Source organism: Lysinibacillus sp. BS3 (genome assembly GCF_039614735.1).
Classification (GTDB): domain Bacteria; phylum Bacillota; class Bacilli; order Bacillales_A; family Planococcaceae; genus Lysinibacillus; species Lysinibacillus capsici.
Genome location: NZ_CP154860.1, coordinates 3,532,349 through 3,556,435, shown reverse-complemented (window position 1 = coordinate 3,556,435; position 24,087 = coordinate 3,532,349). Strand labels below are relative to the sequence as shown.

24 protein-coding genes and 1 other annotated feature are annotated in these 24,087 nt (G+C 37.6%); of the genes, 11 read left to right on the top strand and 13 right to left on the bottom strand.

Going from position 1 to position 24,087, the window contains the following annotated elements; genetic code table 11:
• Positions 1 to 129 precede the first annotated feature (129 nt).
• The 5 genes from AAJG31_RS17580 to AAJG31_RS17560 all read left to right on the top strand — a co-directional run bounded on the left by AAJG31_RS17580 (position 130) and on the right by AAJG31_RS17560 (position 2,921).
• Entirely contained in the window at positions 130 to 666 is a 537-nt protein-coding gene (locus tag AAJG31_RS17580; RefSeq protein WP_259949846.1) for a tryptophan transporter, read from the top strand.
• Positions 667 to 800: 134 nt separating this feature from the next.
• The gene (locus AAJG31_RS17575; RefSeq protein WP_048391751.1) at positions 801 to 1,196 is read left to right on the top strand and encodes a YtxH domain-containing protein; all 396 of its coding nucleotides are present in this window, start codon (positions 801 to 803) and stop codon (positions 1,194 to 1,196) included.
• A 157-nt stretch (positions 1,197 to 1,353) separates the two neighbouring features.
• Entirely contained in the window at positions 1,354 to 1,914 is a 561-nt protein-coding gene (locus AAJG31_RS17570; protein ID WP_004230760.1) for an HTH-type transcriptional regulator Hpr, read from the top strand.
• Positions 1,915 to 2,119: 205 nt separating this feature from the next.
• On the top strand, positions 2,120 to 2,665 hold the full coding sequence (locus AAJG31_RS17565) for a DUF3267 domain-containing protein (protein ID WP_016992098.1): 546 nt from the start codon (positions 2,120 to 2,122) through the stop codon (positions 2,663 to 2,665).
• A gap of 70 nt (positions 2,666 to 2,735) precedes the next feature.
• Positions 2,736 to 2,921: a hypothetical protein gene (locus tag AAJG31_RS17560; RefSeq protein WP_008173337.1), complete on the top strand. Its 186-nt coding sequence runs from the start codon at positions 2,736 to 2,738 to the stop codon at positions 2,919 to 2,921.
• Positions 2,922 to 3,166: 245 nt separating this feature from the next.
• Here the strand turns inward: AAJG31_RS17560 and AAJG31_RS17555 are convergent, their stop codons facing one another.
• Entirely contained in the window at positions 3,167 to 3,271 is a 105-nt protein-coding gene (locus tag AAJG31_RS17555) for a YjcZ family sporulation protein (RefSeq protein ID WP_004230765.1), read from the bottom strand.
• 143 nt (positions 3,272 to 3,414) lie between these two features.
• Here AAJG31_RS17555 and AAJG31_RS17550 point away from each other — a divergent pair, with 143 nt between their 5' ends.
• A complete protein-coding gene (locus tag AAJG31_RS17550; protein WP_048391754.1) occupies positions 3,415 to 4,395 on the top strand; it encodes a peptidylprolyl isomerase in 981 nt (326 codons plus the stop codon).
• 62 nt (positions 4,396 to 4,457) lie between these two features.
• Here AAJG31_RS17550 and AAJG31_RS17545 read toward each other — a convergent pair whose 3' ends face one another.
• From AAJG31_RS17545 to AAJG31_RS17530, 4 genes are all read right to left on the bottom strand, one after another.
• The gene (locus tag AAJG31_RS17545; RefSeq protein ID WP_279496118.1) at positions 4,458 to 5,762 is read right to left on the bottom strand and encodes a HAMP domain-containing methyl-accepting chemotaxis protein; all 1,305 of its coding nucleotides are present in this window, start codon (positions 5,760 to 5,762) and stop codon (positions 4,458 to 4,460) included.
• A gap of 165 nt (positions 5,763 to 5,927) precedes the next feature.
• Positions 5,928 to 6,863, bottom strand: a complete 936-nt coding sequence (yhaM, locus tag AAJG31_RS17540; RefSeq protein ID WP_048391758.1) for a 3'-5' exoribonuclease YhaM — start codon at positions 6,861 to 6,863, stop codon at positions 5,928 to 5,930.
• Positions 6,860 to 9,748: an AAA family ATPase gene (locus tag AAJG31_RS17535; protein WP_279496121.1), complete on the bottom strand. Its 2,889-nt coding sequence runs from the start codon at positions 9,746 to 9,748 to the stop codon at positions 6,860 to 6,862. Before AAJG31_RS17535 ends, yhaM begins: the two co-directional genes overlap by 4 nt.
• A gap of 4 nt (positions 9,749 to 9,752) precedes the next feature.
• Positions 9,753 to 10,967, bottom strand: coding sequence for a DNA repair exonuclease (locus AAJG31_RS17530; protein WP_066037075.1), 1,215 nt, complete (start codon positions 10,965 to 10,967; stop codon positions 9,753 to 9,755).
• 259 nt (positions 10,968 to 11,226) lie between these two features.
• Between AAJG31_RS17530 and AAJG31_RS17525 the strand changes: the two genes are divergently transcribed.
• Entirely contained in the window at positions 11,227 to 11,412 is a 186-nt protein-coding gene (locus AAJG31_RS17525) for a YhzD family protein (protein WP_036075853.1), read from the top strand.
• Between the two features lie 52 nt (positions 11,413 to 11,464).
• Here AAJG31_RS17525 and AAJG31_RS17520 read toward each other — a convergent pair whose 3' ends face one another.
• The gene (locus AAJG31_RS17520) at positions 11,465 to 12,247 is read right to left on the bottom strand and encodes an enoyl-CoA hydratase (RefSeq protein ID WP_048391764.1); all 783 of its coding nucleotides are present in this window, start codon (positions 12,245 to 12,247) and stop codon (positions 11,465 to 11,467) included.
• Between the two features lie 138 nt (positions 12,248 to 12,385).
• Between AAJG31_RS17520 and AAJG31_RS17515 the strand changes: the two genes are divergently transcribed.
• Positions 12,386 to 13,357, top strand: coding sequence for a rhodanese-related sulfurtransferase (locus tag AAJG31_RS17515; RefSeq protein WP_066037074.1), 972 nt, complete (start codon positions 12,386 to 12,388; stop codon positions 13,355 to 13,357).
• Here the strand turns inward: AAJG31_RS17515 and AAJG31_RS17510 are convergent.
• Both AAJG31_RS17510 and AAJG31_RS17505 read right to left on the bottom strand, forming a co-directional pair.
• Positions 13,346 to 13,486 carry a hypothetical protein gene (locus AAJG31_RS17510; protein WP_279496124.1) on the bottom strand — a complete coding sequence of 47 codons (141 nt, stop codon included), beginning with the start codon at positions 13,484 to 13,486 and terminating at the stop codon, positions 13,346 to 13,348. The two genes, AAJG31_RS17515 and AAJG31_RS17510, sit on opposite strands and share 12 nt — an antisense overlap.
• A gap of 13 nt (positions 13,487 to 13,499) precedes the next feature.
• Complete coding sequence (locus AAJG31_RS17505; RefSeq protein WP_048391767.1) at positions 13,500 to 15,149, bottom strand: FAD-binding dehydrogenase; 1,650 nt, start codon at positions 15,147 to 15,149, stop codon at positions 13,500 to 13,502.
• A gap of 404 nt (positions 15,150 to 15,553) precedes the next feature.
• Positions 15,554 to 15,795 (top strand) — a binding site (T-box leader).
• A 159-nt stretch (positions 15,796 to 15,954) separates the two neighbouring features.
• On the opposite strand from AAJG31_RS17505, the gene serA reads away from it, so the two are divergent.
• The 3 genes from serA to AAJG31_RS17490 all read left to right on the top strand — a co-directional run bounded on the left by serA (position 15,955) and on the right by AAJG31_RS17490 (position 19,081).
• On the top strand, positions 15,955 to 17,568 hold the full coding sequence (gene serA / locus AAJG31_RS17500; protein WP_279496126.1) for a phosphoglycerate dehydrogenase: 1,614 nt from the start codon (positions 15,955 to 15,957) through the stop codon (positions 17,566 to 17,568).
• Positions 17,569 to 17,673: 105 nt separating this feature from the next.
• Entirely contained in the window at positions 17,674 to 18,168 is a 495-nt protein-coding gene (locus AAJG31_RS17495; RefSeq protein WP_066037072.1) for an RNA polymerase sigma factor, read from the top strand.
• Complete coding sequence (locus AAJG31_RS17490) at positions 18,158 to 19,081, top strand: hypothetical protein (RefSeq protein ID WP_115674058.1); 924 nt, start codon at positions 18,158 to 18,160, stop codon at positions 19,079 to 19,081. The genes AAJG31_RS17495 and AAJG31_RS17490 overlap by 11 nt, the downstream gene beginning before the upstream one ends.
• A 44-nt stretch (positions 19,082 to 19,125) precedes the next feature.
• Here AAJG31_RS17490 and AAJG31_RS17485 read toward each other — a convergent pair whose 3' ends face one another.
• From AAJG31_RS17485 to AAJG31_RS17465, 5 genes are all read right to left on the bottom strand, one after another.
• Positions 19,126 to 19,914: an HAD family hydrolase gene (locus tag AAJG31_RS17485; protein ID WP_048391774.1), complete on the bottom strand. Its 789-nt coding sequence runs from the start codon at positions 19,912 to 19,914 to the stop codon at positions 19,126 to 19,128.
• A gap of 132 nt (positions 19,915 to 20,046) precedes the next feature.
• On the bottom strand, positions 20,047 to 20,295 hold the full coding sequence (locus AAJG31_RS17480) for a DUF3006 domain-containing protein (RefSeq protein ID WP_048391776.1): 249 nt from the start codon (positions 20,293 to 20,295) through the stop codon (positions 20,047 to 20,049).
• On the bottom strand, positions 20,282 to 21,469 hold the full coding sequence (locus AAJG31_RS17475; RefSeq protein WP_259949872.1) for an MBL fold metallo-hydrolase: 1,188 nt from the start codon (positions 21,467 to 21,469) through the stop codon (positions 20,282 to 20,284). The genes AAJG31_RS17480 and AAJG31_RS17475 overlap by 14 nt, the downstream gene beginning before the upstream one ends.
• 69 nt (positions 21,470 to 21,538) lie before the next feature.
• On the bottom strand, positions 21,539 to 22,885 hold the full coding sequence (locus AAJG31_RS17470; RefSeq protein ID WP_259949875.1) for a GntP family permease: 1,347 nt from the start codon (positions 22,883 to 22,885) through the stop codon (positions 21,539 to 21,541).
• Positions 22,886 to 24,025, bottom strand: coding sequence for a glycerate kinase (locus tag AAJG31_RS17465; RefSeq protein WP_048391783.1), 1,140 nt, complete (start codon positions 24,023 to 24,025; stop codon positions 22,886 to 22,888).
• Positions 24,026 to 24,087 lie beyond the last annotated feature (62 nt).

The window sequence follows — 24,087 nt, the reverse complement described above, 5'->3', positions numbered from 1 at the left end:
CATCTGAATGTTCAGAATGCTGTATTGCAAATTTTTAAAATTTAGCGTACAATCACAAATAAGTTTCGCTAGCGGTCAAGAGGACACGTTAGGAGACAAATAGATTAGCATAGTCGAGGAGAGATTCAAATGAATACAAAGAATTTAGTATTAATGGCACTGTTAGTAGGTGTCGGTGCTGCACTTTATGTGGTTACACCAGGAATGGTGAATGGAATGAAGCCTGATTTTATGTTAACCATGATGTTTATTGGTATTCTATTATTCCCAACAGTGAAAGAAACGTTCCTACTTTCTCTTTCAACAGGGGTGCTTTCAGGTTTATTTACAACATTCCCAGCAGGTCTAGTTCCAAATATTATTGATAAAGCTGTTACTGGTTTTGTATTTTTAGCTGCTTTAATCATTCTCAAAAAACTGGCAGGTCATTTCGCCGTATCTGCTGTCTTAGTTGGCTTGGGAACAATTCTTTCAGGAACTGTCTTCTTAGTAGTAGCGCTTTTTGTGTTTAATGCAAATGTTGGCGCGACGTTTGCGATGCTATTTATTGGCGTTGTCCTTCCAGCTGTCGTATTTAACGTTGTTGCGTTTGCCGTTATTTATCCAATTGTTTCAAAATTAGTGAAGCGCTCTAAATTCAATACAGCTATTTCTCAAATTTCATAAATAAACACTTTAAATAATCAAAAGAAACTAAACTGTGACGGTCAAATCACTCGTTTAGTTTCTTTTTTCTTTTTGTATTGGTGCATTTCATGGTTTAATAGTAAATAAACATGACTAGAAATGAGGTATCTAATATGAAAGCAAAACCATTTTTACTTGGACTAACGACAGGAATTATCGGTGGGACAATCGCTGTACTTTTCTCCACGCCACAATCTGGGCAACAGCTACGTGCTTCTGTTAAACAAAATGTTGACCAAACAAAGGGTATGCTCCTTGATGTAAAACAACAAGTAGGAACTGTTAAACAATCTGTTAACACATTAACAAATGAAGTAAAAAATAATATCCCACAAATAATAAATGATTTAAAGCAAACAATTACGACTTTTACTGAAGAAATCGAACCAACGAAAAATAATTTACAACAAGAATTAGATGCTTTACAGAATTCGATAAGCGAAATCGAGAAAAACATTGCACAAATTACAGAAAATAAGAAAAAACCTCAAGAAAAAGTTAGCGACTAAAGTCCTTATCAATAGTTAGATAATCTGTATTTTTATCAAAAACTATTGCTATAATATTATTTTTTAGCCACTTTTCAATTTTTTAATTTTTCTAACTTTAAACTTTTTTCCTTTACTGCTATAATATTTTTAAAAATGTGAAAGAAAGCAGTAGGTGATGGCTTTGTCAGAGGAATTATATACACAAAAAGAAGCGATGCTTTATAGTCAAAGAATCGCACAGTTATCAAAAGCGCTGTGGAAAGCGGTTGAAAAGGATTGGCAACAATGGATTAAACCTTATGATTTAAATATTAATGAACACCATATTTTATGGATTTCATACCACTTAAAAGGCGCTTCCATTTCTGATGTTGCTAAATTTGGCGTGATGCATGTTTCTACAGCATTTAATTTCTCCAAAAAATTAGAAGAGCGTGGCTTTCTTAAGTTTTCCAAGCGTGATGACGATAAACGTAATACGTATGTTGAACTTACAGAAGCTGGCACAGAGCTCATTATAGAGATGAATAAAAACTACCATAATACGTATCATTCCGTACTGGAAGGATCATTAGCATTAAAAGATTTATATGGCCGTTTCCCTGATTTTTTAGATGTAATGGCTGTTATTCGTAATATCTATGGTGAAGATTTCATCGATATTTTCGAACGCTCTTTCCAACATTTCCGTGATTCCTTTGACACACTAGAAGAACGCACACCTGTAAAAGGATAAGACGAAGCTTCAAACTGCACATAATTTTTCCTGCAATTATTTATAAGTTGAACATAAATGAGTTATACTACTGTTCATTCAGGAATGAGTCATGTGAAAGGAGGTATTTCAGAAATATTTCTGAAGTACCTCCTTTTTCTTGCATTCTAACATAATTCAATTTACATTAAATAGGACACTTCCTATTCGGAGTTGATAAAAAACCATGCATTGCTGGAAAATTTTAAATTTAGAACATCATTACGGTACTACGCGTATTATTATAATGGGTGTCATTACTTTTTTATTGGTCTTTTCTGTTTCGTATGTAACGTTTAATTTATTTAATGAAGAGCATTATACAGATCGACTATTCTGGCTCTTTGTGATAGCTGTGCTAACACTTTATCCCATTCACAAATTTTTGCACTTTGTGGCCCTATTTGATTTACGCCAACATTTAAAATTACGTGTACGTAGTCAGTTTTATATAATTCCTGTTTTACACATGCGAATTCGAGAGCCATTATCTAAAAATCGATACATCTTAGCATTACTTACGCCTTTTATCGTTCTAAATACTAGTATTATAGTTGGAACATGGCTTTTACCAGCCTATACCCATTATGGGACATTGCTGTTAGCCTATCACTGTAGTCTATGCCTGATTGATATCCTTTACGTAAAGTATCTCTTGAATTCACCTAAAAATTCACAAATAGAGGAAACACCTAAAGGCTATGAAATTTTAGTTCCACCGACCGTTCACTAAATTGCTTGTACTTGTTTTTTATTGACGTTCTTTGTTATGCTATTACTATTGAAAGAGGGGAGGAATAGACTTGCTATTAATGATTGTAGTTCTATTCTCGGTATTCTATTTATTTCAAATTAACCGCATGACATATGCTCTATGCATGCGACGTGAAATTCCCGAAGAAAACCAACCAAAAATATTCCGAACTATAAATATACTTATTACTATCCTACTTGTCTCATTCTACATTGAAATTTTATATGCAGTTTAACAGAAAATTCCATTACGCCAAGGCGTAATGGAATCTAAATTTTTTCGGGCTTTTTTGAAAAGCCCCTTTCAAAACATGTGCACCATCCGCGCCCGTCCGCACGCTTGAAGATAAGTCGAGCCCCCCATGCAACAACTTTTACTAATCAAATAAATTGTTTAGAACCTAAGGCATGCGGCGCGAATGTCTAACATTGTTAAGAAAAGCTAAGAGTTAAAGCTCTTAGCTTTTCGCGGTTTTATTAATTAGTATAGGAACGCTGCACCAACGATAATTAATAAAATAAATAACACAACTAATAAAGCAAAGCCTGAGCCGTAGCCACCGCCACCGTATCCTCCGTTGCCCATAACTTCACCCCCTTTCTTTTCTATATCCTATGCGCTTCAAAATTTGAAATATAGGCAATACTCAAGGGGGAACCATTTTGTTTTTAAAACGTTTATGTTATAGTAAAAAATGGACGAAACCATGTTAGGAGAGAATATCCACTATGAAAAAGACAGTTTTATCTTTAACTTTAGCTGCATCTGTATTAGCGCTTGGTGCTTGTAGCGGCGGAGACAGCAAAGCAATCGTTACTTCTAAAGTGGGCGATATTTCAGTAGCTGATTTTAATGAAAAGGCAAAAGCTTTAACAGGCTCATATGTAATGCAGCAAATGGTGACTGAAAAAGTTTTAGCTGACAAATATGAAGTAACAGATAAAGAAATCAAAGAAGCGTATGACACAACTGCATCACAATTTGGTGATGGCTTTACACAAGCGCTTGCTGAAAGTGGTTTAACAGAACAGGGCTTTAAAGATTCTTTACGTGTTCAACTTCTTCAAGAAAAAGCTTTAAAAGATCAAGCCATTAAAGAAGAAGATGTGAAAAAATACTACGAGCAAATGAAAACAGAATTAAATGGTCGTCATATTTTAGTAGCAGATGAAAAAACAGCAAAAGAAGTAATTGAAAAAATTAAGGGTGGCGCTAAGTTTGAGGACGTTGCAAAAGAGTACTCAACAGATACTGGCTCTGCTCAAAAAGGTGGAGAGCTTGGATGGTTCTCTGTAGGTTCAATGGTAGATGAATTTAACGATGCCGCTTATGCTCTTGAATTAAATACATTAAGTGAACCAGTAAAATCTAGCTTTGGTTACCATGTAATTGAAATTACGGACAAGCGTGATGTAAAAGGTGTTGGTTCATTTAAAGACGAAGAAGAAAACATTCGTTCAACTATGTTAAGTAAACTGAACCAAACTGGTGAAGCTCAAACGATTCTTAAAGATATCGTTGCAAAAATGGCTAAAGATGCCGATGTGAAAACATCTGATAAAGATTTAAAAGAACCGCTTAAATTCTTTACAACAACAAGTGAAGAACAAGCAAAAGCAGCTGAAGAAGCAGCTAAAAAAGCTGAAGAAAATGCGCCAAAAGAGGATTCCGAAGATAAAGCAGAAGATACTGACAAGGAATCTAAATAATTAGAGTCTAGTATATAACAAAAGAGAAGCACCCTGATACATCAGATGCTTCTCTTTTTACTCTATTTTACTTTAAATTGGCTAATTTCAGTTTGTAGGTCATTTGACATTGTCTGAAGAACATTTGCAGCACTTGCTATTTCCTCATTAGAAGCACTTTGTTGCTCGATAGATAAAGCAATATGCTGTATGCCCGAAGATGTGCCATTTGCTATGCCAACGACTTCTTTTACAGCCTCATCTGTTTGACTAGCTTTCTCATTGACACGCAAGACAATATCCTTTACCTCCGTTGTACGATGACTTATCTGTTGCAAATATACGACTATATTTTTAAAGGTATCGCCTGTCTGTTCAACAGACTCACGGCCTTCCTCCACAAACTGTGTACCGCTATTAATAGCATAAACAGCACTGGAGGTTTGGTTTAAGATATCATCCACCAATGTTCGAATATTATCTGCAGCCTTTCCAGATTCCTCTGCTAACTTTCTTACTTCATCTGCCACTACTGCAAAGCCTTTTCCAGCCTCTCCTGCACGAGCTGCTTCAATAGATGCATTTAATGCAAGCAAGTTTGTTTGATCTGTAATACTTGTAATCAACGCTACAATCGTACTGATTTCCTTCGATTTTTCGCCTAAAGCATTTACAACTGCAGTTGACTGATGAACAGATTCATTAATGGTATTCATTTTTGCAATCGTTTGCTCAATTAACTGTAATCCTAAATCAGCCTTTTGGTTCGTTTCATTTGCTATTGAGGCAACTTCCTGAATAGCAGAAGATGCATGATCCATATCTTTAGTAATTAAATGTGCTGATTCAGATAATAAATCCATTTGCCTTAATTGTCCTTCTGCACTGGAGGCAATTTCCCCAATGGCACCCGAAATAGTTTCAACTGTTTGACTGCTTTGTTCGGTAATCGTTGTAAATTCCTTTGTAAAGGTTGATACATCTGTCGATGCTTTATTCGTCTTTTCAATGACCGTCCCAATTTGTACTAGCATATGATTAAATTCAGTCGATAATTGACCAATTTCATCTTTTAATCGATCATCAATACGAACAGTTAAATCGCCATCAGCAGCCTGGGTCATAGCATTTAACACACGCTTTACACGCCTTAAGACAATATACCTTGTACATAACGAAATAATTACTGTGCCAATAAATAACGAAATAAATGTATTAATGGCAACCCCAGCACTTCCATTCAAATGCACTACCTTCTCGAATTGACGACTAACAAATTCTGAAATATGGGAGCTAATAAATAAACTTATGCCGATAGCTAGTATCATTTTGAAAATTAAACTTTTCCAAAACTTAATTTTCCGTGAAAAAAGTCCCTCTGTATCCATTACTTTTCCCCATTCCTATAATTTCTCTCTCTATTCTAAAATAAATATTCACATTGGTACAATAGTTAGGCACTACAATTAAATATATGAATACTTAGACTCAGAGAAATTAATATCGAATAGCTAGACAGCAACGTTAGTTTATGGGACGATTGATATTGCTTTTTAAATAGTAGGCTTATAGAATGAACGATTATCAAGTGGGAAGAGTCTCTCTGTAAATTCACCCGGTGTCGTTTTACCTAATGCCCTTGTTAACATATTCATCTTTGCATCAATGTTATCGATATAATGCAAAATTTCTGCTTCCTGAATCATAGGTTTTTTCGGGCTACCCCACTCTTCTTTCCCATGGTGTGACAATACCATATGCTGCAACAGCATGACTTCTTCACCTTCAATTTCAAGCTCACTAGCAATCTTAGCAATTTCATTTACCATAATCGTAATATGACCTAATAAATTGCCCTCCACTGTATACATTGTGGCAACTGGGCCTGATAACTCTACAACCTTGCCTACATCATGTAAAATAATTCCAGCATATAATAAGTCACGATTTAATGTTGGATATAGGTCAGCAATGGCTTTACCTAGTTTGAGCATGGAGACCATATGATCTAATAAACCTGATGCATAGTCATGATGATTTTTAGTCGCTGCTGGAAAAACTAAAATAGCCTCTTGATGTTTTTTAATTGCTGCTCTTGTAATCCGTGAGATATTAGGGTTTTTAATGTCAAAGAAAAATTGCGTTAATTCTTCATATAGTTGTTCTTTTGGTGTTGCAGAGGATGGCACTAAATCGTGAATAGCAATTCCTTCCTCTGGCTTAGCAACACGGATAGATTTAATACGCAATTGATTCTTTCCTCTATAGTCATGAATCTCTCCGCCAACACGTACAATGGCTTCCGCATGGTACATCTTTTCATGATCCTCATTCGTATCCCATAGCTTTGCCTCTATATCCCCACTCTTATCTTGTAATATTAGCGACATAAATGGCTTCCCAACGGTTGTAACCCCTTTTGTCGCTTGTTTTATTAATAAAAATTGATCAACTACTTCTCCAACTTGGAGCGTCGTAATCCCTTTCATGTTGACGCCACTCCCCTTTCATTTGCTAATGCTCCTATATCGACAATCTGGTTTTTTTGCCAATAGTTGAGCATTGTGTCATGACAAGTAAAATATAAAATTTGACGTTCATATCCTACTTCTTTCATTAATTGTACCATTTTGTCTGTGCGGTTTCGATCAAAATGGACAAAAGGATCGTCCATAATCATTGGAAATGGTGCAGCGCTCACTAGGGTTTTTGCTAGAGCCATTCGCAATGCAATATAAGCTTGCTCTTTGGTAGCCTGGGACAACTCCACCATTTGATAACGTATCCCTGCAGCATCCTGCGCTACAAAATAACCATCCTCATGAATCGAAATTTTGTCATAGTTTCCTCCTGTTAGTAAACGGAATATAGCATTTACCTCTTCAAGGACATGAGGTAATTTTTCTTCACGAAGACGGAATAGTGTTTCATGAATAGCTGTCGCCACAGCTTTTTTAGTTGCCCACTGCTCAATTAACTGCTGCAATTCCGTTTTCTCCTGCTCAAACTGTTGAAGTAATTGACCATACTTTTCATCATTTAATAGCTGTTCTTTTTCCATTAGCAAAGCAGCACGTTGTTCCAGACATTTATCAATTTCTAATTGCAATGATTGCTGCTCTTGTTCTAAAGCACATATGTGTTCGCTAACAGAGTCCTCAATCAGATTTTCCTTCTGTTGAAGATCGAGTGAAGATAATTGAGCCTGGACGGTTTGCAATTCTGTCTCAATTTTTCTTCTCTGTTCAAATTGCTCATGCATTTCATAATAAGCCTGTTCATTTTGGATCTTTGCTTCTTTGAATAGCTCGTACATTTCAGCAGTATAACGATCCATTCTTGATTGTCCACCTTCTATTTTTATTTGGACGCTGGCTAGCTGATCTTTTGCATGCTGTGCTTGCTGCTGTTGCTGTTGTGCTTCAAGGTAGGCTGTTCGTAAATGCATATAAATTTCATGTTCATTATAGGCTCCCTCTAAAACCCGTTGAAGCTGCTCATAAATGTTGTTCTTTTCTACCAGCGTTTCTTGCAACAGACTTGAGGTACTGTTTCTTTTAGCTGCTAATTCTTGTACACCACGAATACGCATAAATAATTCGGGCATTAGCGATCTGGCTATCGTTCCTTGTAAGCGATAACGCTTTAAAAAATGTTGGAGCGTTTGAGTGGCCTCTTCACTCTCTACCTCCGTTAGTTGAATTTTATATTCAAGAGAAGTATATTGCTGCTCCTTCTCTTTCTGCTGTTCATTGATGTGCAACCAGCGATCTTCATATCTTTGCTTCTTTGCAAGAACTGCTTGTACTGTCAATTCCTCTTGCTCTAACTCCCGTAGGAGGATGCTATGCTCTTTATTAGTAGGTTCACTTGCTTGCTTAACATATCGAATAAACAAAAAAGTTAGCAATGATAAAACTGCTCCAATTAGAATTACAACTATGTTTTTTTCAAATACACCATAAGCAAACGACATGAAGCAAATCAGTAGGACAAGCCAGATAAAGTCATGAGGCTGCTTCTGCTTACTGCGTTGCGATTTGGCAGAACGTAGTTGCTCAAGCCTCCGCTTTTGTTGAGGCCATTGTGCTAAAATATGTTCTTCCTCACTTGTTAATGACTCACGCATTAGCTGTTGCTTCTGTTTGGCTATTGCATCTAATTCTAGGTGTACTTGCTCTAGTGAACGTAGATGAAATTTTAGCTCTTCCTCCGCCTCCTCTAATTTACTTAATTGAAGCTGAAATTGTTGCTCCTGTTGGAGTGAAACTGTTTCGTTCAAAAGATTTTCTTGTGCTTCTTTCTCTGTTACACCTAGTAAACGAAACTGTGCTTCAATTTCTTGTTCGAGCAAAAATAGATCATCCTGTAAATTTTGCTCTTTCACCATTAGCTGATGCCACGTTGCCTCTTTTTGCATAAGGTAAGCCATTTCATTGACCTTTTGCTCATCCACTGTTGCAAGTATTTTCTCCTGCAATATTTGATGCTGCTCCTTTAATTGCATCAGTTGCTGACTTTCATGTAACAGACGATCCTTTACCTGCTCATACCGTCTGATACCCTCTGATGGAAACTGAACATGTTGAAAATTGGTCATTGTCTGTTGCAATGTCTGTTGCTGCTTGAGGAGAGGGAGTGCTTGCTTTTGAATAGTTAATTGCTGCCATTGTTGCTGTTGCCGTTTTTGCGTACCAAATAGCTGTTCTAAATTTTGCTCAAGTAATTGTAATTGCTGTAATTTATCCTCAAAGGTTTGAATCTTCACCTGTTCCTGTTTAATTGTCCGCTCAAGCTGCTTTAGTTGTTCAATCTTTTGATTAATCAATGGCACTTTACCTGTCTTTTTAAACAGCTCACTAGCCTCTTTATCCATTTTCTTTTCAAGTGCGGATAAATACTGAATACCTGTTGTACCTGAGGCAAGTAGCAAGTGGGTTAGCTCCTCTTCAGACATTTTTTCAATACCTTGTAGTTCATGCAGCGAAAAAGAAAAAATGGCTTCAAAGGATGCCCTAGAATATCCATATAAAAGCTTTACTAACAACTCATCTTGCCCCGTCGTTCCATCCTCTAGGTAGACAGTAACATCACCAGCAGCCTTTCCTTTCACACGTTCAACTGTACATTGACCATAAATAGGGTGTAAAAGTGTCAGCTGACCTCCATATTTCGTTGAAATTTTCGGCTCATATTTGCGCTGTATCTGCTGCCTTGTTGGGAAACCAAAAAGCATTTGTAGTATAAACTGCTGTATCGTCGTTTTTCCTGCTTCATTTAATCCATAAAAAATAGTGACACCATCATTTAACGAAATGGAGATATTTTCATGCTTACCAAAGCCATAAATTTGGATTTTCTGTATTGTCAGCATGTAATCACGCCCTTTGAATTTCTTCTGCTAATAATGTCTGTGCACGATGGGTTAAGTTCTCAATATCCTTTTCACTAAGTGGCTCTATCAGCCTCGCACCACCAGCATATTGGTACAAATCTTTTAGAATATCCTTCCATTCATTACTGTCCCATTGTTCCATTAAGCTCACAACGGATTGAGTTGTTGCTGTATGCTCATAAAATCTCGCTGCCTTTTGCAACACCATTTTTTGTACCCAACACATTGGGTCAATACCTTCCTCAGCCTCTCGAATAGTCTCTAACCATGCATCTACTGTTGCATGTTCAAATAAAGCTTCCGTTTGTTCGTCAATATTTTGCAAATGAAGCTCTACTACCGATGCGCCATACTTCTTCCTATTAGCTGTAATAGCTTCTGCACATCTCTTCAATAATTCATTGGCGTGTACCACATTCGTACAATCCACCTCAATGGTGCTATAAACAACAGCAGAGGTAGAGATAAAATCAAGCTCAGTCGATGTTTTGGATAGCGTCACATCATAAAAGCCTTTCATTCCTTGTTCTTTACGATGTCGACTTTGAATATTGCCTGGATAAACAATTGGAGGGTTTTGATGTAAAAGCTGTCGTTTATGAATATGGCCAAGCGCCCAATAATGATAGTTCTTTTCAAGTAACTGTTGTTTTGTAAAAGGGGCATACACATCATGTGTTGTATTGCCTGCCTCACTGCCATGAAGCATACCAATATGAATGGCATGCTGATCATGTGCAGTTGGATAGCTTTCAATAACAGATTCCTTTAAATGACGTTCAGGATAGCTAAAACCATATATATTCACTTGTTGACCCCGTATTTTTAATTGAACTACACTCGTTTCAGCTGGTAATTCATAGACATTACTTGGTAAAGAAAAGCGTGTCCATGTACCATTTAAATGATCATGATTTCCGTAGCTCACAATGACAGGGATATTGTGTTGAAAAAGCTTCTCCATTGCATCTTGAAATCTTCGTTGTGCTTGCAAGCTACGATTTTCACCATCATAAATATCCCCAACAATTAGTAAAAAATCAGGTTTTTCCTGAATCGCTTTAAGGATAATTTTATCAAACGCTTCAAAAGTGCTTGACCGTATTTTCTTTAAAATGGGTTCGGGTAGACCAAATAAGCCCTTAAATGGACTATCTAAATGTAAATCTGCCATATGGAAAAAACGAATTGCTGACATCCAATCACCTCAAATAGTAGATAATTCTCTCTTTAGTACAAAACCAAAGTAATAATATGTTGTTTATTCAAAACCGAATATTTGTTCTATTTTATCATAACTCATGTTTGATGAAAAATGCTATTACGGAAAAAAACAACATCGCCTTACTTTTTCCACAATTTTCGTAATTTATCAAAAAATTCACTAGTTTTACCGTGAAGTTTATAAATCTTCTATGTATAATAGAAATATATTCAAGTAAAAGGGTGGGGTCTGTATGGAGAATTATCGTTTTACAGCTTTTGAAAAAACAGGGGAAACATTGTTTGATGAAACTTGGACTTTTGAAAATGATGAGGCTGCTAAACTAAATGGACAACAACAAATTGAGGAAAAAGGTGTTGCCGATAAAACTCATCGTCTTGTAAACGCTTCAGGTAAATTAATTTTATTCCATGTTTAGTGGCTAATAAAAGGCACGTAGTCAATGGTTTGCTACGCGCCTTTTATTATTTTTATTTCCCTACAAAGACAGGCGTTCTTTTCTCTACAAATGCATGAATGCCCTCGACATGATCTGTTGTTTTACGCATTGCAGACTGGCCCTCAGCCTCTAATGCTAAGATATTTTCTAGCTGTGGCATATTTTGTGCATGTAGAATTTTTTTCGTTGTAATCATGGAAGAAATCGGGGATGCAAGCATTTTCCCCACCACTTGATCTGCCATTGCAAATACAGTGCCCTCTGGTGCAATATAATCAATTAACCCTGCATCTAATGCTTCTTTTGCTGTTAATACCTTTCCCTCCCATATCATTTGTTTCGCTTTAACAGTACCTACACGCTCCTTCATGAAGAAATGACCGCCCCCATCTGGAATCAGTCCAATTCCAATGAAATTCATAGCAAGTTTACTATTTTCACAGGCTACAATAATATCTGCCCCTAGTGTTAGACTAAATCCTAAACCTGCTGATGCACCATGAACCGCTGCAATCACAATCATTGGTAGCTGATAATATGCCTTCACGATACGTGTCAGATAAACCATTGCCTCATCAATATTCAGTGGTTTGCTTTCATCTAGCATTGCTTTTATATCACCACCCGCAGAAAAGACCTTTCCTTCTCCACGAATAACAAGCACCTGAATATCTTTTTCCTGCTGTAGAGCCTCAAAGCATTCTGCAAGTTCACGCATCATGACATCATCCATTGCATTCATCGCCTGTGGGCGATTCAATGTTAAGGTTGCTCGACGCTCTAATTTTTCTAATGTAATCGTTGAAAATTCCATCTCTATAACCCCCAAATATGAATAGTCATTCACTATGTATAATTCGTGTTTTTTTTGAAAACTCCTTCTCTCTAAGCAAAATTGCTCCTGTTATGCTATATTAAAGGACGAATATCGAGATAAAGGTGGTAATGTATTTTGACACAAAAAGACTATCGTGTATTACTTTATTATAAATATATTACGATTGAAGATCCTGAAGCGTTCGCAGAAGAACATTTAGCATTGTGTAAAGAGATAGGGCTTCTTGGTCGTATTTTAGTAGGTTACGAAGGTATTAATGGAACTGTATCAGGTACCATTGAGCAAACAGATGCTTACATGAATCATATGAAGGCAGATGCTCGTTTTAGCGATATGATGTGGAAAATTGATGAGACTGAAGGGCATACCTTTAGAAAAATGCATGTACGTCCTCGTCGAGAAATTGTTCACCTCGGTTTAGAACAGGATATCAATCCGTTAGAAATCACAGGTGATTATTTAACACCTAAAGAATTTATGGAACAGATGCAAGATGACAACACCGTGGTTATCGATGCCCGTAATGACTATGAATATGATCTCGGTCATTTCCGAGGGGCTGTTCGACCAGATATTGAAAACTTCCGTGACCTACCTGCTTGGATGGAGGCGCATAAAGAAGATTTTGCAGATAAAAAAATCTTAACTTATTGTACAGGTGGTATTCGCTGCGAAAAATTCTCTGGTTGGCTAAAACGCGAGGGCTATGGTAAGAGCGTAGGTCAATTACACGGCGGTATTGCTACATATGCGAAGGATCCTGAGGTAAAAGGTCAATTATGGGATGGTCAAATGTTTGTTTTTGACCGCCGTCGAAGTGTACCGATTAATCAGGTGGAACATGTTATTGTTGGGAAGGATTATTTCACCGGGGAGCCTTCTGAACGATACACAAACTGTGCAAACCCAGCGTGTCATAAGTTAATGCTTTGTGAAGAAAAACATGAGGCATTTTACATGCGAAGCTGTTCAGATGATTGTCGCCGTGCAGAACGCAACTTTTTCGTGGAGGAAAACGGTTGGACAAAGGAACAGGTTGAAGAACAAATTGCTAAGATTGCAGAGGTCCAACAATCAAATTGTTAATCCATTCCATAATTTAATCCAGGTGCGCATTGCTGTTGGATTTCTGCTCAAAACTTCAGCATAGTGATCTACTCCAACATTATCAATCCATTTAAAAAGAGCATCGTCCATCAAAACGATGCTCTTCATTCATTTATGCACTTTATCCTTGCCCTAAATAACGCCCTACCTGGCGTCCACTAAATAAACAACCACCAACAAATGTCCCTTCTAAAGCGCGGTAGCCATGGACGCCACCGCCACCGAAACCACTTACTTCACCAGCAGCAAATAACCCAGGAATTGGCTGACCGTCCATGCCCAAAACAGCGCCATTTAAATTTGTTTGTAAGCCACCTAAAGTTTTCCTTGTTAGAATGTTTAAGCGAACAGCAATTAAAGGCCAATTTTTGGTATCTAAAATTTTATGTGGCTTGGCAACACGCACCCATTTATCCCCAATATAATTTCTTGCTCCATGAATAGCGTTTACTTGCAAATCCTTTGTAAACTTATTGTCCATTTCCCGATCTCTTGCCAAGATTTGCTCTTTAATCTTCATGAAATCAAGTAGCTCATTTCCAGCAAGTTTATTCATTCCATCTACAAGTTCCTTTAGATCATGTGCAATCACAAAATCCTCTCCGTGATTTTTAAAAGCTTGGATAGGAGCAGGTGGGCCTGGTAAAATGCGTTTTAGAACATCGCCAATGCTTTTGTTTGTTAAATCTGGGTTTTGCTCCGAGCCAGATAAAGCAAATTCTTTCTCAATAATTTTCTCCGTTAAAATAAACCAGGAATAGTCATAACCTGTTTTTTGAATCGCCTCTAACGTACTGAGTGTATCAAACCCTGGAAAGTTGGGTGCATGAAAACGATTCCCCTCTGCGTCAAACCACAGGGAGGAGGGACCAGGCAATATCCGAATTCCATGGTTGGGCCATATTGGATCCCAATTTCTTAAACCCTCTGTGTAATGCCACATGCGATCACGGTTTACAATGCGTCCCCCAGCATGTTCCGTGATCTCTAGCATTCTTCCGTCAACGTAAGCTGGTACACCACATACCATATTTTTTGGAGGGGTTCCTAATCGAGCAGGCCAATTTTTTCTCACTAAATCAAAATTTGCCCCAATACCACCACTTGCCACAATCACAGCTTTAGCTTCGTAGGAAAATTCACCGATTCCTAATCTCGAACTTTTTTCACCTCGATTAATAAAGGTTTCAGCTAGCACCGTTCCGCTAATTCCTATAATCTTCCCTTCTTGCTGCACAAATTCATCCACACGATGTCTTGGCTTGAAGTCAATGAATCCTTCTTTCATAGCCTGTTTTACTTTATCTACAAATGGCTTTACAATGCCAGGGCCTGTTCCCCAGACAATATGAAATCTAGGTACTGAATTGCCATGCCCTCCTGCCAATGAGCCTCCCCGCTCTGCCCATCCAACAACAGGGAAAAACTTTATACCTTTTGACTTTAACCAGTCGTATTTTTCACCTGCAGCAAAATCAACATATGCTCTTGCCCATTTATACGCCCAGGAATCCTCATCTTCTAAACGATCAAAGCCTGCAGTTCCTTGCCAATCCTGCCATGCAAGCTCCTTACTATCTTTAATTCCAAGCCTTCTTTGCTCTGGAGAATTTACTAAAAATATTCCTCCAAAAGACCAATATGCCTGTCCTCCGATTGAATTTTCAGGCTCTTGATCTACTAAAAGAACTTTTTTCTTTGCATCGATTAATTCACAAGCTGCGACTAATCCTGCAAGACCAGCACCGACTATTGCAACATCGTACTTCATTCTTACACCCCCAAATCAATCATCCTTAACTAACATTCTTCTCTCACAGTCTGTTTACCTTCTACTTTTTATATTTTTGTCTAAAATGTGACAAACAAAAACGTTCGCTTTCTTAGAACAAATCCATGGATAATTAGCATAAACCCTCTATTTTATTCCATTTAATTCCCATATAATTTTTCATGCTAAAACTACACAGAAACCTGATACTATCGGACTTTTCAAATATCGTTAGCGCTTTCATTGTATTCCCCAAAAAGACGAACATTACAACGGTATTATATAAATAATATTCGTTTTTAGTTATTTTTCAGACTTTTGAAGTCAGTATTTTTAAAGTTTTTAAGAAATATCGTTGACAAAGGTGAACAATAGGGATTATGATGTTAACAAATTTAATCACAAAAAATATAACGACGGAGACACACTAGTCGCAAGAAAATCCAAAGAGAGCTGATGGTTGGTGCAAATCAGTGATTTCTACGATAATAGTTCCACTCCTGAATAGATAGGCTGAACAACTTAAAAGTATGCTTATCCGTCTCATGCACGTTACGCATATAGCTAAGACTGCCAGAATAAATTTTCCAGCAGTGATTAAGGGTGGTACCGCGAACCAAAGTTTATACAGCCTTTCGCCCCTTACAACACACTAACTGTGTTTGTAAGGCGTGGAAGGCTTTTTATATTGTCTTCGATTTAGAAAGGAGATTGTTTGTATGCTGTAAGATGTTCGAATTTTACAAATTTCAGACTATCGTAGATAAAGCCATAGCCAATAATGATAAAAAAGGAGCTAATTATAATGACTACTGCAACAAAAACAAGAACTATTAACGTATTTATCGCTGATCCACTAAGTGAGGATGGTATTTTCCCATTACGCCAGGAACAAGATTTAGATTTAAACATTATTGTAGACACAGGTTTAGCACCAGAAGAATTAATCGCTAAAATTGCTAATGTAGATGTATTACTTGTTCGTTCTCAAACAACGGTAACACGTGAAGTAATTGAAGCAGCAAAAAGCTTAAAATTAATTGGTCGTGCTGGTGTTGGTGTCGATAATATTGATCTTGCTGCTGCTACAGAACACGGCATTATCGTGGTAAACGCACCAGATGGTAATACTAACTCAGCTGCCGAACATACAATTGCGATGATGACTTCACTTGCCCGTCATATTCCACAAGCTTTTAATACATTAAAAAATGGCAAATGGGATCGCAAATCTTTTGTTGGCGTGGAGCTAAAAAATAAAACTTTAGGCGTTGTAGGTTTTGGTCGAATTGGTGTTGAAGTAGCTTATCGTGCTAAGGGTCAACGTATGAATGTTATGGCATACGATCCTTTCCTAACAGATGAACGTGCCAAAGAATTAGGTGTAACAAAAGCAACGGTTGAAGAAATCTGTGTAGCTGCAGATTTCATTACAGTTCATACACCACTTTTACCTGAAACTCGCAACCTTATTAATAAAGATAAATTTGCGATGATGAAAGATGGCGTACGTATTATTAACTGTGCACGTGGCGGTATCATCAATGAAGACGATTTATATGATGCAATCGTAGCAGGTAAAGTGGCTGGAGCAGCTCTTGATGTATTTGTTTCTGAACCAGCAACAGATCATAAGCTACTGACTTTACCACAAGTTATCGCAACTCCTCACTTAGGAGCATCTACAATCGAGGCACAGGAATCTGTAGCGGTTGACGTATCAAATGACATCATTAAATTTTACAAAACAGGTACTGTAACAAATCCAGTAAACATGCCATCTATACCTAAAGAGCTTCTTGCACAAGTTGAGCCATTCTTTGAATTAGCTGAAAAACTTGGTTCATTCCTATCACAAGTGACAACAGAGCCAGTCAAAGAAATCAATCTATCTTATGCTGGAGAAGTAGCAAACTATGATGTTCGTCCATTAACTTCAAATGCATTAAAAGGTTTACTGTCTAAAAATCACGGTAATCATGTCAATGATGTGAATGCTCGTTACTTATCTGAACGTATTGGTATGAAAATTAATGAGCACAAAACAACAACAGCAAAAGGCTTTACTAGCTTAATTACTATTGAAATTATTACTGCTAACGAAACACATACTGTAGCGGGTACACTATTAAACGGTTTAGGTGCACGTATTGTAAAAGTAGAGGACTATGTTGTAGATGTCATTCCACAAGGTCACCTTCTTTACATTAAAAATACTGACAAACCAGGTGCAATTGGCCGTGTAGCAACAAAGCTTGCAGAAAAAGAAATCAATATTGCAACAATGCAGGTTGGTCGTGCACAGGTTGGTGGTACAGCGGTTATGATGTTAACGGTTGATAATGTTGTAACAGAAGAAGATTTAGTTTTTGTGGCACAGCTTGAAAACATTGATGAGGTAAAAGCCATTAACCTATAATTAATAATAGCAAGAAGCAGGGAGTCTCTACTCTCTGCTTTTTATTTTGGGAAAATGATACTTTTCTATGAGTTCTTCGTCATTAAAGAAAAGGAGGTGTTCAGCTTGAACATAGAAGAAATATTTTACTTACATAATCACACCATTTTTAAATACTTATATTACTTACTAAATGATGAAAAATTAGCGGAGGATTATACACAGGAAACCTTTGTCCGTTATTTGAACCATCACCAAACAATAAAAGAAGGAGCCGATCTCGCTTGGTTGCGGTGCACTGCACGCAACCTTGCCTATGATCATTATCGTCGGAAAAGGATTATTCAGTTTGTCCCTTTTTTACAACAGCATGAAGAACAAGCGTCACCTTCTCCTCATCAATGGCTGATGCAACGAGAAGATGCCAAGATACTGTATCTTGCAATTCGAAAACTAAAAATTACCTATCGTGATGTGATCATTCTGCGCAAAATAGAGGGGCTTTCCATCGAAGAAACCTGCGCTATTCTTGGCTGGAATGAGGGGAAAGTAAAAAACACATTAAAACGAGCACTCATCGCATTAAAAAAACAGTTAGGAGGTGAGATGGATGAAGAATGATAAGAAGACATGGCAACACTTAGATGATTTAATGTTATCTGATCAGCAGCAAAAAAAATTATTACGCAATATGACAGAGCCCTCAGTAATTAGTAAACAAACTACTGGAAATGGATGGAAAATTCCTTCTGTGTCAGTGCTATTTATAGTAGTTCTTTCTTTATTAATTTTAACTTTTGTTCAACGTCCGACTGATTCTCCTATGACAATGGATTCCTCCAAAGCCATCCAACGTGTCTACTTAAAGGAGAATCTGAACAAGGATACCTTTATAGCAAAGGATTCTTGCCTTTATGTTCCTCAGCAATGCTATGCTCATTCAAAGGCTATCACACAGCTACAACAGAATTGGGACAACGCTTCTCCTATAACAATATCCGCTAGTCAATGGAAAAGTGGTACTATCTATGATATTTTGATTCTCTATAATGACCGTACACAAGAGAAATGGAAGGTACTCAATAACAAGATTTTCTTCAATGTTGAAACCCAGCAAGCCTTTCTGATTGAAGAATCAATTGACTCTCTACGCTATTTTTATGATGAGAAGCGGTCGACGAAACTTATTTTAGGGAACATTTTCATCCTACTTATGCATTTCATCCTATGGATTGCTAAAAAAAGAATGCCTTATACAGAACGTCGCTTTTTCGCTGCGACAGTTGAGCATGCTATTGCCAATGCCATCATGCTCGTGTTGTTTGGAGGTATTTCATTTGGTATCTATCTTGTCCACCATACAATTCATGCAACAATTATTTATGGCCTTTTCTCACTCTACTCCTTTATGCAAATCTATTATCGTAAAAAGGCTGGTGAACCTAAGGGTTACTTAATTGCTAGCGCTCTTGTTCAGCTTTGTATAGCGATAGCTTTTACATGTTTATACCTTGGACTGAATGTCTATTTTTAATAAAAAAATGTACTGACTCCATGAAGGGTCAGTACATTTTTATACTATAGCTTATTTACAAGCTCCAACAACGCTGTCAAAGAATCCACCTCATAGGTAGGTGTCACAGCCCCGTTGGCGATATTGCTTTCACGATTAATCCATACATTGCGCATTCCCACACGAGATGATCCTAAAATATCAGTATTAAGATTGTCGCCAACCATAATTGCCTCGTCCGCTGTAATACCTGCTTTCTCCATCACAAACTCAAAAATAGATGCGTCCGGCTTACCTTTACCAAAGTCACCTGAAATAATAATATGATCAAAATATGGGGCAATTTCTGGTGTGATTTCTAGCTTTAAATTTTGCAAACTTGGTGCGCCATTTGTAAGCAATACAAGCTGATATTTTCCTTTTAATTCATCTAACACTGCAAAAGTATCTTCGTATAAAAATGGCGCTACTTTACGCTCGGCTACAAAGCGCTCTCCTAGCTCCTCTCCAAACGCTGTATCTTCAATACCAAGAGCAGCTAACCCTTTTGTCCAAGCCGCTGCACGATAGCTAGGAACAATTTCCTTCATTTTTTGGAAGGAGTCCGTCGAGTCGTCAAACGTTCCCCAAAGTCCTTCAAATGGATTGATACCAATTAATACCGTATAATCATATGTTTCATAACCCTCATATAAAGCACGTGCCTCTCGGCGAACAGCTTCCTCTAGCTCAGTAGGATTCACATTATGTACTGTTGCTGCATAGTCACATGTTTTTTCAAATGCAGTTTTGACTGATTTTTTATCCCATAGTAGTGTATCATCTAAATCAAAAATAATTGTATTTATCGACATTTTTGTCCGCTCCTAGCTCCCGATTAATACTACTATTTTAGCATATTTTCAAAATATTTAGGATAACAATTTAAGTACAATTCATGTATCTAAAAACAAGCTGTACGTCAAATCTTCACAGCTTGTCATGTATTAATTATTTTTATTTCGTAAACGATTCATTAAACTCTGAAGGTCTGCTCTTTTTTGTTGTGTTTCTTCTTTTAAAATTTCAATATGGTAAATACCATCTTTTTCTTCTATCTGAACACGATCACCTACTTGCACAGGCTTGTTCATGGCTGACTGTGAAATAATGAGTTGTTCCTCTTCTGCTGGAAACTTTAAGAAAACCGCATAGCCATCTTCAATACGGTCCAATGTGTATTTACTCAAGCTCACTTACAAGTTCCCCTTTCTCATTCCGTAATTGCGCAGCATCTCCAGCATTTAACCAAATTTGTTTAGTTGTCCATTTCAAATAATTTTGCCCTTCCCGTGCATTGGTCCCACTAGTAATATAAATCGTTTTCCCTGGCTGTAAAGAAAGATTAGGGAAATTATAAACTTGATGCCCTTCAATTGAAATAAGCTGCCAATCTTTTAAAGATACTGCGTGTTGTCCACTATTTTTAATTCCTACAATTTCAGTAACTAGATCCTTACTAACGATTTCAATAGCTGTTGTCGGTTCTTCTTTAGATAGTATATTACCAGTTTCTACACTAGAAGTTTCCTTACCGTTCACCGTATAGTTTACCCCATCTGTGGACACCGTAATCGTTCCTAAATCCGCGGTGGCATATATTTTACTACCAATAGCCTGCAAACGGTCCACAATTTCTGCATGTGGATGTCCATACTTATTATCCTCTCCATAACTTAATATCGTGACCTCTGGTTTTACAGCCTGAATGAACTCCTCTGAGCTACTTGTGTTAGAGCCATGATGTCCAGCTTTTAAAACTGTTGCTTTCACATCATACTGCAACATTTCCTTTTCTAATGCCACTCCCGCATCTCCTGTCAATAAAAAAGAGACATTCCCATAAGTCATTTTTAAAACAATGGAGGCATCGTTATTGTCTGTAGCCTGATCATTGGCATTTAAAACTTTCACATTTACATTCTTATCAAATTCGATATCATCACCGATTTTTGGCACATGATAAGGAATATTTTTTTCATCGATACGTGTCAGCATCTCTTCAAAGGTTTGCGATGTATGTACTTTTCCCGAATCATAAAATTGCTCAATCGTCATGTTATCTAATACAGGAATAAGCCCTCCAATATGATCAGCATCTGGGTGTGTTGCTACTACAATATCAAGCTTATCTATCCCAAGTTCTTTTAAATAAGAGACAATCTGTTGCCCTGCGCCCTTCACTCCCCCATCTATAAGCATCGTTTTACCACTTGGTGATTCGATCAGTATAGAATCCCCCTGTCCTACATCAATAAAATGAACCTGCATTTCATGACCAGCTGTTACAGGAATTTTCTCTGTCTTGACTGCCTCGGTACAGCCGGCTAATAAAAAAATACAAAGGAGTAATACTATTATTTTTTTCATCTACTAACTTCCTTTCTATTCTCCTATTATACAAAAAGAGAGCTAGCCATGGGCTGCTCTCCTTTTACTTTAAACAAATATCCACCATAAAATCATCGTAATAATAATAGTCACAAGCCCTTGGAGTAATGTGGCCACCGTTTGGGCTTTATAGGCTTGTGTTACTTCCATACCACTATACTGCGTAATCACCCAAAAGAAGCTATCATTCACATGGCTAACTGTCATTGCTCCTGCACCTATTGCCATCACCACTAATGCTAATGGTACCGCTCCATCAATCCCCAATGTCACAAGCATTGGGGCTACTAAAGTAGATGTAATCACAAGAGCTGTTGTGGAAGAACCTTGAGCCGTTTTCAACGCTGCTGCTACTATAAACGGCACAAGAAGGAATAATGTACCTGAGGCAAACATACCTAAATCCATTTCTTGAAGCATTTCTCCAACACCAGCATTTTTTATAACAGTTCCAAACGAACCACCAGCCCCTGTTATAAGTAAAATTGGTGCTGCTTCTTTTAGACTTTCGCCAATCCAACCTGTTAATGTCGTTTCATTGACTTCAGGTAATAATAAAAAGGCTGCTGCTACACCTAAAAATAAGGCCACTGTTGGAGAACCTAAGAATTTAAAGATGGTATTGAAAGTCGATTCCGTATCACCAACTAATGCTGCTATAGAACCCAAACCAATTAACACAATCGGCAGAACGATTGGTAAAAATGCTTTAAATGTTGAGGGCATTTTACCAAAGGATTTAATGACTTCCTCATAATCTAATGCCTCTACCTCATCTTCAGGAACGCGAATTTTTGTCGCCACTTTTACTGACCATAGATAACCTACGAATGTTGCTGGTATCGCGACTAGTAAACCAATGACAATGACTGTTCCTAAATAATCAGCTGCGCCAATATTTCCTGCTGCTGCAATAGGCCCTGGAGTTGGTGGTACTAATACATGCGTCGCAAATAAGCCAGTTGCTAAAGCTACTGCCATAGATGCAATCGTAACATTGGCTCGCTTTGCTAATGATTTTTGCAAGCTGGATAAAATAATAAAGCCAGAATCACAAAATACTGGTATGGATACGATATAGCCAATTAAAGACATCGCTAATTGTGGACGTTTAGGTCCTACAATTCTTAACACTACTTCTGCCATTCGATAAGCAGCACCTGATTTTTCTAATATTAAGCCTATAATAGTACCAGCAATAATGACTAAACCAATACTTGTCATTAAGCCTCCAAATCCAGTATTAATGCTTTCCACTACTGTCAATAATGGCATACCTGAAGCAATTCCAACGAAGAAAGCACTAATTAATAAAGCTAAAAACGGATGAAGCTTTAACTTAGCTGTTCCTAAGACAACAAATAATACCCCTATTAATATAATAATGAACAACATCTAGACATCCCCCTTTTGTAAGTAACGCTCTATCATTCTTTTAGTTTTTAACCGAATAAAGTGTGCAGGTTCTTGCATTGCCTGCTGCACATCAATCTCCTCATCTACCAATGACTCAACAACTGTAAAATACGCTTGTAATGCTGCATTTGCCTTGGTATCAATTCCTCCAGACAGCAGCATCGCCTCTACATTCGCTTGCTTTGCAGCTTTTGCTACACCTAATGGTGCCTTACCATGTAATGTTTGAAGATCAGATTTTCCTTCACCCGTTATCACTAACTGTGCTTCTGCTAAATGAGCCTGAAGTTGTACAGCGTCCAGCACAAGGTCAATTCCTGCATGGAAGGTTCCTTTTAAAAAAGCGATTAATGCGCCCCCCATTCCCCCAGCGGCTCCAGCACCTTTATAGTCATGTAATCGTATAGCAAATTGAGCTTCAACAATATCTGCAAAATGCTTTAAACAACGATCAAATTCAGCGACCTGGTGTTTTTGAACACCCTTTTGTGGACCAAAGATGGCAGTGGCTCCTCGTTCACCAATAAGCGGATTATCCACATCACAGGCAATCGTAAATGTTGCTTCTGCTAATCTAGTATCTAGTAGACTCATATCTATGACATCTAATTGCATAAGGTTAGAAACACCAGCCTCAAGTTCCACCCCTTCCGCTGATAATAACCGCACACCTAATGCTTGTAACATACCAGTACCCGCATCATTTGTAGCACTCCCACCAATGCCAATAATAAATTTTCTAAAACCTTGATCAAGTGCAGCTTTAATTAATTGTCCTGTGCCATAAGATGTAGCAAGTTCAGGATTTTTCTCATTTTCTTGTAACAGCATAATACCAGATGCTTGAGCCATCTCTATTACACAGGTTACTTGATCGCCCAGTACACCATATTGAGCCTGGATAGCTCTTCCCAATGGATCAAGCACAGTTGCTGAGCAATATCGACCATCTGTAGAGGCAATAAGTGAGTGCAGTGTACCTTCACCACCATCTGCCACTGGTAGTATAATTGTTTCAATTGAATGATCCACATCTAAGATTCCTTTTTGCATTGCCTTTGCTACTTCAACTGCTGACAGAGTACCCTTGTAGGAATCTGGACTAATGATAACTTTCATGTTATACCTCCACTTATGTCGTCCATTGACATTTACGTAAATTTTCATATCCCTAAGTTAAG